Origin of the sequence: Skermanella rosea (assembly GCF_016806835.2) — a bacterium.
In the GTDB taxonomy this organism is placed as follows: domain Bacteria; phylum Pseudomonadota; class Alphaproteobacteria; order Azospirillales; family Azospirillaceae; genus Skermanella; species Skermanella rosea.
In genome coordinates this window covers 354,081-367,796 of the sequence record NZ_CP086111.1, presented here as the reverse complement: position 1 = coordinate 367,796, position 13,716 = coordinate 354,081, and the positions used below count along the sequence as shown (strand labels likewise).

The 13,716-nt window shown below is 69.9% G+C and carries 9 protein-coding genes; 3 read left to right on the top strand and 6 right to left on the bottom strand.

Translation table 11 applies throughout. From position 1 onward, the window contains the following. Positions 1-10: 10 nt before the first annotated feature. The 3 genes from JL101_RS01725 to JL101_RS01715 are packed head-to-tail and all read left to right on the top strand — an operon-like array spanning position 11 to position 5,052. Complete coding sequence (locus JL101_RS01725; protein ID WP_203096807.1) at positions 11-3,154, top strand: efflux RND transporter permease subunit; 3,144 nt, start codon at positions 11-13, stop codon at positions 3,152-3,154. A 13-nt stretch (positions 3,155-3,167) separates the two neighbouring features. Continuing rightward, positions 3,168-4,643 carry an efflux transporter outer membrane subunit gene (locus tag JL101_RS01720; RefSeq protein ID WP_228435243.1) on the top strand — a complete coding sequence of 492 codons (1,476 nt, stop codon included), beginning with the start codon at positions 3,168-3,170 and terminating at the stop codon, positions 4,641-4,643. A gap of 52 nt (positions 4,644-4,695) precedes the next feature. Then, positions 4,696-5,052, top strand: a complete 357-nt coding sequence (locus JL101_RS01715; RefSeq protein ID WP_203096806.1) for a Lin0512 family protein — start codon at positions 4,696-4,698, stop codon at positions 5,050-5,052. A gap of 24 nt (positions 5,053-5,076) precedes the next feature. On the opposite strand, the gene JL101_RS01710 is transcribed toward JL101_RS01715, so the two are convergent. The 6 genes from JL101_RS01710 to rplT all read right to left on the bottom strand — a co-directional run bounded on the left by JL101_RS01710 (position 5,077) and on the right by rplT (position 13,704). Then, positions 5,077-7,977 (bottom strand): PAS domain S-box protein, encoded by a 2,901-nt coding sequence (locus tag JL101_RS01710; protein ID WP_203096805.1) that lies wholly within the window; start codon positions 7,975-7,977, stop codon positions 5,077-5,079. Between the two features lie 180 nt (positions 7,978-8,157). After that, positions 8,158-8,484: a hypothetical protein gene (locus JL101_RS01705; protein ID WP_203096804.1), complete on the bottom strand. Its 327-nt coding sequence runs from the start codon at positions 8,482-8,484 to the stop codon at positions 8,158-8,160. Between the two features lie 178 nt (positions 8,485-8,662). After that, positions 8,663-9,595: a cation diffusion facilitator family transporter gene (locus tag JL101_RS01700; protein WP_203096803.1), complete on the bottom strand. Its 933-nt coding sequence runs from the start codon at positions 9,593-9,595 to the stop codon at positions 8,663-8,665. Between the two features lie 110 nt (positions 9,596-9,705). After that, entirely contained in the window at positions 9,706-12,111 is a 2,406-nt protein-coding gene (pheT, locus tag JL101_RS01695) for a phenylalanine--tRNA ligase subunit beta (protein WP_203096802.1), read from the bottom strand. Between the two features lie 12 nt (positions 12,112-12,123). Next, the gene (pheS, locus tag JL101_RS01690) at positions 12,124-13,203 is read right to left on the bottom strand and encodes a phenylalanine--tRNA ligase subunit alpha (RefSeq protein ID WP_203096801.1); all 1,080 of its coding nucleotides are present in this window, start codon (positions 13,201-13,203) and stop codon (positions 12,124-12,126) included. Between the two features lie 135 nt (positions 13,204-13,338). Then, positions 13,339-13,704 (bottom strand): 50S ribosomal protein L20, encoded by a 366-nt coding sequence (gene rplT / locus JL101_RS01685; protein WP_202680614.1) that lies wholly within the window; start codon positions 13,702-13,704, stop codon positions 13,339-13,341. Positions 13,705-13,716 lie beyond the last annotated feature (12 nt).

Genomic DNA, 13,716 nt, shown 5'->3' with positions numbered 1-13,716 from the left:
CGGATCCATCATGTCAAAATACTTCATCGACAGGCCGGTCTTCGCCTGGGTGATCGCGATCGTGATCATGCTGGCGGGCGGCCTGAGCATCCTGGGGCTGCCGATCGAGCAGTACCCCTCGATCGCCCCGCCCTCGATCCGCATCAACGCGACGTATCCGGGCGCCTCGGCCCAGACGCTGGAAGGCACGGTGACCCAGGTCATCGAGCAGCAGATGAACGGTCTCGACCATCTGCGCTACATCTCGTCCAACAGCGACAGCTCCGGCACCGCCCAGATCACCCTGACCTTCAACCCGGAGGCCGACCCCGACATCGCGCAGGTGCAGGTGCAGAACAAGCTGCAGCTCGCCATGCCGCGCCTGCCGCAGGAAGTGCAGCAGCAGGGCGTCCAGGTCACCAAGGGCAACAACACCTTCCTGATGGTCATGGGGTTCGTGTCGTCCGACGGCACGATGCCCCAGGACGACATCGCCGACTTCGTCGCCTCCAGCGTCCAGGACCCGATCAGCCGGGTCACCGGCGTCGGCACCGTGACCCTGTTCGGCGCCCAGCATGCCATGCGCATCTGGCTCGACCCGAACAAGCTGATCAGCTACGGGCTGACCACGACCGACGTGGTGAGCGCCATCACCGCGCAGAACGCCGAGGTGTCGGCCGGCCAGCTCGGCGGCGCCCCGGCGGTGCCCGGCCAGCAGCTGAACGCCACCATCATCGCCCAGACCCGGCTCCAGACGCCGGAGGAGTTCAGCCGGATCCTGATCCGGGTCAATACCGACGGCTCCCAGATCCGCCTGTCCGACGTGGCCCGGGTCGAGGTCGGGGCCGAGAACTTCACCACCGTCGCGCGCTACAACGGCAAGCCCGCCGCCGGCATGGGCATCAGCCTGGCGACCGGGGCCAACGCGCTGGACACGGCCGCCGCGGTGCGGGCACGGATCGAGGAGCTGAAGCCCTTCTTCCCGGCCGGCGTCGAGGTCGTCTACCCCTATGACACGACTCCGTTCGTCAAGCTGTCGATCGAGGGCGTGGTGCATACGCTGCTGGAGGCGATCGTCCTCGTCTTCGCCATCATGTACCTGTTCCTCCAGAACTTCCGGGCGACGCTGATCCCGACCATCGCGGTGCCGGTGGTGCTGCTGGGGACCTTCGGCGTGCTGGCGGCGGCCGGATTCACCATCAACACGCTGACCATGTTCGCCATGGTGCTGGCGATCGGCCTGCTGGTCGACGACGCCATCGTCGTGGTCGAGAACGTCGAGCGCGTGATGGCGGAGGAAGGCCTGTCGCCCAAGGAGGCGACCCGGAAGAGCATGGGCCAGATCACCGGCGCGCTGATCGGCATAGCGCTGGTCCTGTCCGCCGTGTTCGTGCCCATGGCCTTCTTCGGCGGATCGACCGGGGCCATCTACCGCCAGTTCTCGCTGACCGTGGTGTCGGCCATGGCGCTGTCGGTGGTGGTGGCGCTGATCCTGACGCCCGCGCTGTGCGCCACCATGCTGAAGCCGGTCAAGGGTCACGGCCAGCCGCGCAAGGGCTTCTTCGGCTGGTTCAACCGCACCTTCGACCGCGGCAACGCCAAGTACCAGCGCGGCGTCGGCCACATGATCCACCGGCGCGGCCGGTACCTGCTGATCTATCTGCTGATCGTCGCCGGCCTGGGCGTCCTGTTCGTCCGCCTGCCCGCCGCCTTCCTGCCCAACGAGGACCAGGGCATCCTGCTGACCCAGATGGCCCTGCCGCCCGGCGCCACGCTGGAACGGACGCTGGAGACCGTCGAGGCGGTCGAGCGCCACTACCTCGAGGACGAGAAGGACTACGTCAACGGCATCTTCGCGGTCGCCGGCTTCAGCTTCAGCGGACGCGGCCAGAACACCGCCATCGCCTTCGCCAACCTGAAGGACTGGGAGGTCCGCGGCAGCGACGAGGGCGCCGTCAGCGCCATCGCCGCGCGCGCCATGGCCTCGCTGTCCCGGGTCCGCGACGCGATGATCTTCGCCTTCACCCCGCCGGCCATCATCGAGCTGGGCAACGCCACCGGCTTCGACATGCAGCTGGTCGACCGCGGCGGCCTGGGGCACGAGGCGCTGATGCAGGCGCGCGGCCAGCTCCTCGGCCTCGCGGCGCAGAACCCGTCGCTGGTCGGCGTGCGGCCGAACGGGCTGGACGACAATCCGCAGCTGCGGATCGACATCGACCGCGAGAAGGCGAGCGCGCTGGGCCTGTCGCTGGCCGACATCAACACGACGCTGACGGCGACCTGGGGCTCCAGCTACGTCAACGACTTCATCGAGAACGGCCGGGTCAAGCGTGTCTATCTGCAGGCCGACGCGCCCTACCGGATGCTGCCGTCCGACCTGGACCGCTGGTACATGCGGAACGCCGAGGGCGAGATGGTGCCGTTCTCCACCTTCTCGACCACCCACTGGGACTACGGCTCGCCCCGGCTGGAACGGTTCAACGGCGTCTCCTCGATCAACATCCAGGGCCAGGCGGCGCCGGGCGTCAGTTCCGGCGAGGCCATGGCGATCATGGAGGACCTGGCGCGCCAGCTTCCCCAGGGCATCAGCTTCGAGTGGCAGGGCCTGTCCTACGAGGAGCGCCTGTCCGGCTCGCAGGCCCCGGCCCTGTACGCGATCTCGATCCTGGTCGTGTTCCTGTGCCTGGCCGCCCTGTACGAGAGCTGGTCGATCCCGGCCTCGGTCATCCTGGTGGTGCCGCTGGGCGTCCTGGGCGCCGTCATCGCGGCGCACCTGCGGGGCCTGCCCAACGACGTCTATTTCCAGGTGGGCCTGCTGACGACCATCGGCCTGTCGGCGAAGAACGCGATCCTGATCGTGGAGTTCGCCAAGGACATGCACGACGAGGGCATGGGCCTGCTGGAGGCGACCATCGAGGCGTGCCGTCAGCGGCTTCGGCCGATCCTGATGACGTCCTTCGCCTTCATCCTGGGCGTGCTGCCGCTCGCGATCAGCACCGGCGCCGGCTCGGGCAGCCAGAACGCCATCGGCGTCGGCGTGATGGGCGGCATGATCTCGGCCACCGTGCTGGCGATCTTCTTCGTGCCGGTGTTCTTCGTGGCGGTGCTGAAGCTGGTCGCCCGCTGGGCACCCAAGGGGCGCCAGGGCACACCCGAACCGGCCCAGGCCGACTGACGAGGCTGAGGAAATGACGGACAAGACCATGACGAAACGGCGCCTCGCCCCGGCGTCCCTGGCCCTGCTGCTGCTCGGCGGATGCTCCTTCATCCCCGAGTATGTCCGGCCCGACTCGCCGGTGCCGCAGGCCTGGCCGTCGGGTCCGGCCTACACGGACTCGGCGGCGGCCCTGCCGGCGAGCGCGGGACCCACGCTGGCCGACCTGGGCTGGCAGGAATTCTTCCGGTCGCCCCGGCTCCAGGAGCTGATCGAAACCGCCCTGGCCAACAACCGCGACCTTCGGGTCGCGGCGCTCAACGTCGAGCAGGCCCGGGCCCAGTACCGCATCGAGCGGTCCGCGCTGCTGCCGGCGGTCGATGTCGGCGGCAGCCTGACCCGCCAGCGCACGCCGGCCGACCTGTCGCGCACCGGGCGGGCGTCGGTCGGCAGCCAGTGGGAAGCCAGCCTCGGCACCACGTCGTTCGAGCTCGACCTGTTCGGCCGCATCCGCAGCCTGGAGCAGTCGGCGCTGGAAAGTTTCTTCGCGACCGAGCAGGCCCAGGCCGCCACGCGGATCGCGCTGATCGCCGAGGTCGCCAACGCCTACCTGACCCTGCTGGCCGACCAGGAGCTGCTGAAGCTGACCGAGGACACGCTGCGCACCCAGCAGCAGTCCTTCGACCTGACCCGGCGCAGCTTCGACCGCGGCATCGGCACGCAGCTCGACGTGGCCCAGGCGCGCACGGCGGTGGAGACGGCGCGGGCCAACCGGGCGGCCTATGTCCGCCTGATCGCCCAGGACAAGAACGCCCTGGCGCTGCTGGTCGGCACCCCGATCGACGATTCCGTGCTGGACGGGGCGCCGTCGCTCGGCACCGGCGACTTCGTCGCCGACCTGCCGGTGGGATTGCCCTCCGACCTGCTCCAGCGCCGCCCCGACATCATCGAGGCCGAGTACAACCTGCGGGCGGCGAACGCCAACATCGGCGCCGCGCGGGCGGCCTTCTTCCCGACCATCGGGCTGACCGCCTCGGCCGGCACGGCCAGCGCCGCCCTGTCGGGCCTGTTCGACGGCGGCAGCGGCGCCTGGAACTTCCTGCCCCAGATCGGCCTGCCGATCTTCGACTACGGCCTGCGGGAGGCGAACCTGGAGAGCACCAAGGTGCAGCGGGAGATCGGGGTGGCCCAGTACGAGCGGGCGATCCAGGTCGCCTTCCGCGAGGTGTCCGACGCCCTGGCCGCCCAGGGCACGCTGGACGACCAGCTGGAGGCCCAGAGCGCCCTGGTCGACGCGACGCGGTCGAGCTACGACCTGTCGATCCTGCGCTACAACCGCGGCCTGGACAGCTTCCTCAACGCGCTGGACAGCCAGCGGTCGCTCTACGCGGCCCAGCAGGACCTGATCAACGCGCGCTTGTCGCAGCTTAGCAATCTCGTCACCCTGTACAAGGTGCTGGGCGGCGGCGCGCCGGCCGAACCCGTGAGGGTGGCGGGCAACCCGGGATAAGCCCGGCTACTCCGGATTTCTCGGGCCGGATTTCGAAGGGAGGAAACGAGCCATGAAGCAGGTGATGTTCGTCGAGCTCGGCATGGGCGCCGACCTGCACGGCCAGGACGTGACCAAGGCGGCCGTGCGCGCGGTGCGGAACGCGATAGAGCGCAACTCCATGCCGGGGATGCGCACCCTGGTGGACGGCGACACCAGCCGCATGCGGGTGCGGGTCCACCTCGCCGTGCCGGCGGACGCCGAGAAGCTGGACCACGACGCCGTGCGGGCGGTCTTCCCCTACGGCCAGGTGAGCATCGAGGTGGTTTCCGGCGGCATGCTGGCGCCCAGCGGCATCTTCCTGGCCGACAAGGGCGACGCCAACGAGATGATCTACATCGTCAACGCCGCCGTCGAGGTCGGCATCTGAAACCGATGCGGAGGGGCGGCTAACCTACGGGCCTCCCCCGGTCCGGCACAGGTCTTCCAACTTCCGGCGCAGTTCGTGGGAGGCCACCGGCTTGTGCAGGAGGTCGAAGCCGCCGCCCTCGACCTCGTCGAGCAGTTCCTGCGCCGTGTCGCCGGTCAGGATGACGCCGGGAATTTCCGAACCCGTGGCAGCCCGCAGCTTTCCGATCGCATCGGGTCCCTTGACCCCGTCGCCCAGGCGGTAGTCGGCGATGATCAGGTCGGGCACCCCGTCGTCCGCCACCCGGCGCAGGGCGTCGCCCGGGTTCCGGGCCGACAGCACCCGGTAGCCCCAGCTCTCCAGCAACAGCCTCAGCCCGATCAGGATCACCGGCTCGTCGTCGAGGATCAGGGCGAGCCCGCGCCCGCGGGGATCGTCGATGACCGGCGGCGCGGCCACGGCCGTGGCGGCCGAAGCGACCAGCGGCACGTCGATCGAGAAGCGCGAGCCGCGGCCCGGCGTCGACGTCACCGAGACGGGATGGCCGAGCAGCCCGGCGAGCCGGCGCACGATGGCGAGCCCCAGCCCCAGGCCCTGGGCCTCGTCCGCGGCATCGCCGCCGTCGCCCGGGTTGATGCGGTGGAACTCCTCGAAGATGGACTCGGCCTGGTCGGCCGGGAAGCCGATGCCGGTGTCCCGCACCTCGATGCGCAGGGTGTCCAGGTCGATCCGGCGGCAGCCGATCAGGATGCGTCCCCGCTCGGTATAGCGCAGCGCGTTCTCGATCAGGTTGCGCAGGATCCGCTCCAGCAGGACGGCGTCGCTCCGCACGGTGCTGTCGGACAGCACGACCTTGAGCCGCAGCCCCTGCCGTTCGGCACGGTGGGCATATTCGGCCCCGAGGCGGCGGAGCAGGTCGTCGACCGGCATGTCGGTCACCTGCGGCGCGATCACGCCGGCATCCAGCTTGGAAATGTCGAGCAGCCCGTCGAGCAGCAGCTTGAGCGCCTCGGTCGCCTGATTGATGCTGCCGACCAGCGGCAGCATGGGATGGTCCTGAAGCCCGTCGGCCAGGGCCGATCCCAGGAAGAACAGGGACTGCACGGGCTGGCGCAGGTCGTGGCTCGCGGCGGCCAGGAACTTCGATTTCGCCAGGACGGCCCGCTCCGCCTCCGCGCGGGCGGCCACCGCCTCGTCGCGCGCCGCCTGGATCGCGGCGTCGGTCCGCTGGCGCGCGGTGATGTCGCGCATGAAGCCGGTGAAGAACCGCTGCCGCCCGTCCGACCACTCGGCGACCGACAGTTCCAGCGCGAAGACCGTGCCGTCCTTGCGCCGCCCCTCCAGGTCGCGCTTCCGCCCGATCACGTTGCGGTCGCTGCCGTGCCGGTAGTTCCAGATATGGCCGTCATGGACCGCGGCGTCGCGGTCCTGCATCAGGACCGTGACGTTCCGGCCGATCACCTCCGCGGCGGCATGGCCGAACATGCGCTCGGCCGCCGGGTTGAAGGACTGGATGATCCCGGTGTGGTCGATCACGACCATCCCGTCCACGGCGGTGTCGACGATCGCCCGGTAATGGGCCTCGGCCCGCTCGATGCACAACTCGGTCTCGCGCCGCTCGGTGATGTCCTGGAAGGAGATCAGCAGGCCGTCCCGGCACGGCAGCAGCCGGACCGCCAGCCAGCGCGAGAGCGGTGCCGGATAGGCCTCGAAGCTGACCGGGACCTGGTCCGCCAGGGCTCGCGCGCATTCCGTCCGGAAGGCATCGGCCAGTGCCTCCGGCAGCGCCTCCAGCAGCGGCATCCCGACCAGTTCCCGATCACCGCCCAGCAGGGACCGGCACTGCTGGTTCGCGTAGGTGATCAGCCAGCCGCCGTCGACCTCGCAGATCCCGTCGGCGGTGCCTTCCAGGACCGACGCCATCCGGTCCGCGGCCGATTCCGCCCGCTCGCGCTCCTGGCGGCTTCGCTCCAAGGCGTCGGCCATGGCGTCGAAGGTCCGGCCGAGGGTGCCGAACTCCGACGTGTCGTCGCTGGCGAAGGCGCCCGCCCGGGCATTGCCGGCACGCCACAGGTCGGCCGTGCGGGCCAGCGTCGCGACCGGGTGGAGGACGAGCCGGTATGCCAGTCCCGCGGCGGCCGCCAGCGCGGCGAGGAGTCCGACGCCGATCATCAGCGTCCGGTGCCGCACCATGTCGTCGAGACGCTGGCGGATCTCCTCCGGGTCGATGCCGACGCCGATCCCGACGAACAGGCCCCGGATCGCGGCGGAGGGGCGCACCGTCGCCATCACTTCCGGTGCTTCCGACTTCGGCGCCGCGGCGTGGGCCGACCGGACCGCCAGGATGGTCCCGGCGCGGTCGGTGACGATCAGGGAAACGCCGTCGGGAAGCGGGACCTCGTCGGGGACGGCGTTCCACCATGCCACGTCGAGCAGCACGGTCACGATCCCGCCGGCATCCCCGGCATCGTCGCCGTAGCGCAAGGCGAACGGCAGGGCACCGCCGCCGGCCGTCATGTCCGGCCGGATGAACTCGCCGACCACCATCTCGTCGGTCTTCAGCGCCGCCATGATGTCGGACCGGTCGCCGATCGAGCGCCCGACCTGGTCCGGCCGGCTGGAGCAGAGCAGGACGCCCCGCCGGTCCGCGACCGAGATGGTCAGGTGCGGGGACAGCCGCTGGACGGTCCTGTCCAGCTGCGCCTGGCATCGGGCGTGGTCGGCGGTGCGGACGGCATCGGTGGCCGCGACCAGGGCCGCGATCTGCCGGATGCCGTCGAAGACGCGCGCCTGCTCCCCCTGGACCCGGTCGAGCAGTCTGGAAGCCTCCTCCCGGACCGCGGCCTCGGCCGTATTCCGGGCCTCGTAGTCGGTGAAGATGCCGATGCCGACCCCGGGAACCAGGATGGACAGGAAGATCAGGATCAGGCGTGAGAGCAGGCTCATCTGGACGCGCCGCGGCCGATCGGCTGTTGAAGGGCGCGAGGCGCCGGTGATCGATGGATTGCGCCGCCGGTTCGAATCGGCCCGCCCCCGGGGGACGAGACGGAAGGGTCGTTTCGGCATCGCTACGGATCCGAAGACTCGACCATCATGGTTAATATACATTTAATTCGATCCGGAGCGTCAGCGCCCCGGCACCGCGCCGGATCGTCTGCGGACCGGCGCCGCGTGCCAGACGCCGAGGCATTCCTCCGCCGTCGAGGCCGACCCGATGCAGCGCGTGCCGCCTTCCCTGAACCACAGCCGGTACCGGCCGCTCACGTCGCGCTCGAAGATGAAGACGGGATCCTCGATCCCGGGCAGCGAGATCAGCAGCCTGTCATGGTGCCGGCCGGTCTGGCGGGCGACGGCGGCCCAGGCGCCCCGTGAGCATTTGGGCAGCGCGATCCGGTAGAAGGCGACCAGATCGGCGGGCGTGAAGCGGCAGGCGGGAAACGGGATCACAGTCATCGCGGCGCTCCTGGCTTTCCTGGTGCCCTTCGACTTCCGATGGAAATCCAAGGGGTGAGGACTGGCGGGAGAGTGGCCCCGGAACGGGAACCGCGCTGTGAAATGGTTCACTACACGTTGACGCCCCATGAATTTTCTTCAGTCGACGGTTTTTCGGGCGCGGGGCCCGCCGGGCGGCTCAGGCGAAGGTCCTGTCCCGGCAGGGCTCGACCTGGCACGGATCCCGCTCCAGCTGGATCGTCGAATGCTCGATGTCGAAGCGGTGCGCCAGTTCCTGACGGAGCCGGCGCAGCACCTCGTCGTGGTCGGCGCCGGCGGCGAGGCTGGCGTGGAAGGTGATCAGCGGACGGTCGGGCGTCAGCGACCAGGCATGGACATGGTGGACGTCCGCCACGCCGGGGACCGCGTCGGCCAGTTCGCGGCTGAGCCGGTCGATGTCCAGCCCCTCCGGCGTTCCCTCCATCAGCACGTGCCAGGACCTGGAGACCAGGGTCCAGGCGCTGCGGAGGATCAGCAGGGCGACCAGGACCGACAGGATCGGATCGATCGGCGTCCAGCCGGTCCACAGGATGACCCCGGCGGCCACGATGGCGGCCACCGACCCCAGCAGGTCGCCCAGGACATGGAGCGCCGCCCCCCTCATGTTGAGGTTCTCCTGGTCGCCGCCGTGCAGGATCAGGAACCCCGCGACGTTGACCGCAAGGCCGGTCGCGGCGATGGCGAGCATGGTGGTGCCCATGACGGGAACGGGATCCAGCAGCCGCTCGGCCGCCTCCAGGACGATCCAGGCGGCCACCGCGATCAGCGTGGCGCCGTTGATCAGGGCCGCGAGCACCTGGAACCGGTGCTGCCCGTAGGACCGGTCCGCCGTGGCCGGCCGCCGGCTGACCCTGAAGGCGTACCAGGACAGGGCGAGCGCCGCCGTGTCGGTCAGCATGTGCCCGGCGTCGGCGAGCAGGGCGAGCGAGCCGGCCAGGACGCCGCCGACCGCCTCCACCACCATGAAGCCCCCGGTCAGCAGCAGGGCCAGCAGCAGGCGGCGCTCGTTACGCGAGTGGGAATGGGCGTGGCCGTGCCCGCCGCCATGGTCGTGGTGAGAGTGGGAGCCCATGCCCGGCACCTCCAAGGTTCAGGAGACGGATGGCGGCCGGCGGCGGGTATCGTATGCCCGCCGCCGGCCGAACCGTCTCTCCATTAAACCACGGGCGGGACCGATTGTTGTCAACCGCGCAAAGTGCCGCCGGTCGCCTTCGATACCGCGGCGACGATCTTGGCGCCGATCGCGTCGATTTCCTGCTCCGTCAGCGGCTTGCCGGTGGGCTGGATGGTGACCGTGATGGCGAGCGACTTGGTGCCCGGTTCGATCCCCTGACCCTGGTAGACGTCGAACACGGAAACCTCGGTGATCTGCCCCTTGTCCGCCCCCCTGGCCGCCCGGACCAGCTTCTCGGCCTCGACCGAGGCGTCGACCAGGAACGCGAAGTCGCGCTGGATCGGTTGGAACAGCGACAGCCGCAGGAGGGGCTTGGCCGTCCCGCCCTTCTTCTTCGGCACCGGCACCGCGTCGAGCATCACCTCGAACGCCGCGACCGGCCCCTTGGCGCCCAGCGCGTCCAGCACTTCCGGATGCACCTCGCCGAACCGGGCGAGCACCGTCGGCCCGAGGCGCAGGACGCCGGAGCGGCCGGGATGGTACCAGGCCGGCGCGTCGGTCGTGACCTGCAGGTTGCCCGTCGGGGCGCCCGCGGCCTCCAGCACCGCCAGGGCGTCGGCCTTGGCATCGAACGCGTCCACCGGGCGCTGCTTCTCCGCCCACTGGCGCGGCACCAGGGCGCCGGACCGGACACCGGCGGCGACCGTGTCCTGTCCCTGCGGCGACGGGTCGCGGAAGACCGGGCCGACCTCGAACAGGCCGGTATCCGGATAGCCCCGGTCGGCGTTGCGGCCGACCGCCTGGATCAGGTTGGGCAGGATCGAGGGACGCATGACGTCCAGGTCGGCGCTGATCGGGTTCAGCAGTCGCAGCCCGTCCACCACGCCGCCGAACAGGTCCACGTGGGCGGATGACATGAAGGACCAGGTGACCGCTTCCGACAGGCCGCGCACGGCCAGCACGCGCCGGGCCATGGCCGTGCGCTTCTGCCTGGCGTTCAGCGCGGGGCGGGTGATCGCCGAGACCCGCTCCAGCGGGATCGCCGGGATATGCTCGTAGCCGTGGACGCGCAGCACTTCCTCGACCAGATCCGCCTCGCCGTGGATGTCGGCGCGCCAGCTCGGCGGCAGGACGGCCATCACGCCGTCGCCCCGCTCCGTCACGCCGAAGCCCAGCGCCTCCAGGATGCGCACCTGTTCCGGCACCGGAACATCCACCCCGCCCAGCTCCAGGGTACGGCCGGGCCGCAGGGTCAGCTCGCGTCGCCAGGACGGCTCCGATCCGGCCACCACCAGCTCGCTGGCGGTGCCGCCGCAGATCTCCAGGATCAGCCGGGTAGCGATCTCCGCGCCGGGGATCACGAAGGCGGGATCGACGCCGCGCTCGAACCGGTAGCGGGCGTCGCTGTCGATCGACAGCCTGCGGCCGGTCCGGGCCGTGCGCACCGGGTCGAACAGAGCCACCTCCAGGAACACGTCGGTCGTCGTCTCGGTGACGCCGGTGCCCTCGCCGCCCATCACGGCGCCCAGGCTGACCACGCCGCTGTCGTCGGCGATCACGGTCATGCCCTCGTCCAGGGCGTATTCCTTGCCGTTCAGGGCCAGCAGCGTCTCGCCGGGGCGGGCCAGCCGCACCGTCAGCCCGCCCCGCAGCTTGCCCGCGTCGAACACGTGCAGCGGCCGGGCGATGTCGTGGGTCAGCAGGTTGGTGATGTCGACCAGGGCCGAGATCGGCCGGAGACCGATGGACAGGAGCCGGTCCTGCAGCCAGCGCGGGCTCGGCCCGTTCCTCACGCCGCGGATCAGGCGGCCGACGAACATCGGGCAGGCCTGCCCGTCCCCGGCGCCGAAGTCGAGCGTGACGCCGATCGGGCTGGGGAAGGTGCCCGGCACCGGCGTGGTCTCCAGCGGCTTCAGCTCGCCCAGGCCGGTCGCCGCGAGGTCGCGGGCGATGCCGCGGACGCCGGCGCAATCGGCCCGGTCGGGCGTCAGCGAGACGTCGATCAGGGGATCGTCCAGCCCGACCACCGAGGCGAAGGGGGCACCCACGGGGGCGTCCTCGGGCAGGTCGATGATGCCCTCATGGGCGTCCGACAGCCCCATTTCGCGCTCGGAACAGAGCATCCCGTTGGACTCGACGCCGCGGATGACGCCCTTCTTCAGCTCCACGCCGGTCGCCGGGATGACCGAGCCGGTCGGCGCGAAGACGCCCTTCATGCCCGTGCGGGCATTGGGCGCGCCGCAAACCACCTGGACCGTTTCGGACCCGGTATCGACCATGCAGACGCGCAGCTTGTCGGCGTCGGGGTGCTTCTCGGCGGAGACCACGTAGGCCACCCGGAAGGGTTCGAGCCCCTTGGCGCGGTCGACGACCTCCTCGACCTCCAGGCCGAGGGATGTGAGCTTCGCAGAAATCGTCTCGACGTCGGCCCCGGTGTCCAGGTGGGCCTTCAGCCAGGAAAGGGTGAGCTTCATCGTCGGCTGTCCTTATCGGTTCAGGCCCTGGGCCAGGGAAGGCACGTCGAGGGGCACGAAGCCGTAATGCTTCAGCCAGCGCAGGTCGGCCTCGAAGAAGGTGCGCAGGTCGGGGATGCCGTATTTCAGCATGGCGATGCGCTCGATGCCCATGCCGAAGGCGAAGCCCTGGTACTTCGTGCTGTCGATGCCGCAGTTCTCCAGCACGTTCGGATGCACCATGCCGCAGCCCAGGATCTCCAGCCAGTCGCCGAAATTGCCGATCTTCAGCTCGCCGCCGCGGCGCAGGCAGCCGATGTCGACCTCCGCCGAGGGTTCGGTGAAAGGGAAGAAGCTGGGCCGGAAGCGCAGCGGCAGGTCGTCCACGTCGAAGAACGCGCGGCAGAACTCGACCAGGCAGCCGCGCAGGTGCGCCATGCTGGTCTTCTCGTCCACGACCAGCCCTTCGACCTGATGGAACATCGGGGTATGGGTCATGTCGTAGTCGGAACGATACGTGCGGCCAGGAATGATCACGCGGATCGGCGCCTTGTCGGCCAGCAGCGAGCGGACCTGCACCGGCGAGGTATGCGTGCGCAGGAGCATGCGGCTGCCGTCGGTCGGACGGTCCGGCAGGTAGAAGGTGTCGTGCATGTCGCGCGCCGGATGACCGGGCGGGAAGTTCAGCGCGGTGAAGTTATGGAAGTCGTCCTCGATGTCCGGCCCTTCGGCGACCGAGAACCCCATGTCGGCGAAGATCGCGGTCAGCTCGTCGATGGTCTGGGTGATCGGATGAACGCGGCCCTGGGTCTCCGCCCGGACAGGCAGGGTGACGTCGATGCGTTCGGCCTCCAGGCGCCGGGCGAGCTCCGCCTTGTGCAACTCGGCCTTGCGGGCGTCCAGCGCCGTCCCGACCTCGTCCTTCAGGGCGTTCATCTGCTGGCCGCGTTCCTTGCGCTCCTCGGGGGACAGGGTGCGCATGTCGGCCATCAGGCCCGTGATGCGGCCCTTCTTGCCCAGTGCGGCGACGCGGACCTCTTCCAGCGCGGCCAGATCGGCGGCCTGGCTCACCGCCGTCAGCAATTCCGTCTTCAGCGCTTCGAGAGCGGACATGGATTCCTCGTCAAGGTTGGGCGCCGCCGGAAATGGGGGCGGCAAGCGCGAAAAGGGGGCCAGCCCAGCCGGGCGGCCCCCTAGTCAATTGCCGTCGATCGCTCCGGCGCCCGTTTCGGCGGGCGCCGGAAAAGATCAAGCAGCCTGGGCGAGAGCGGCCTGGGCCTTGTCGACCAGGACCTTGAACGCTTCCGGCTCGCGGGCGGCGATGTCGGCCAGGACCTTGCGGTCCACGTCGATGCCGGCCCGCTTCATGCCGTTCATGAAGCGCGAATAGGTCAGACCGTGCTGACGGACGCCGGCGTTGATACGCTGGATCCACAGGCCGCGGAACTCGCGCTTCTTGTTGCGGCGGTCGCGGTAGGCGTAACGGAGCGCCTTCTCGACCTTCTGGATCGCAATGCGGAAGCACTTGCTGGACCGGCCGCGATAGCCCTTGGCCAGCTTGAGGATCTTACGGTGACGGGCGTGAGTGGTTACGCCCCGCTTGACACGTGCCATGGTTCAGCTCTC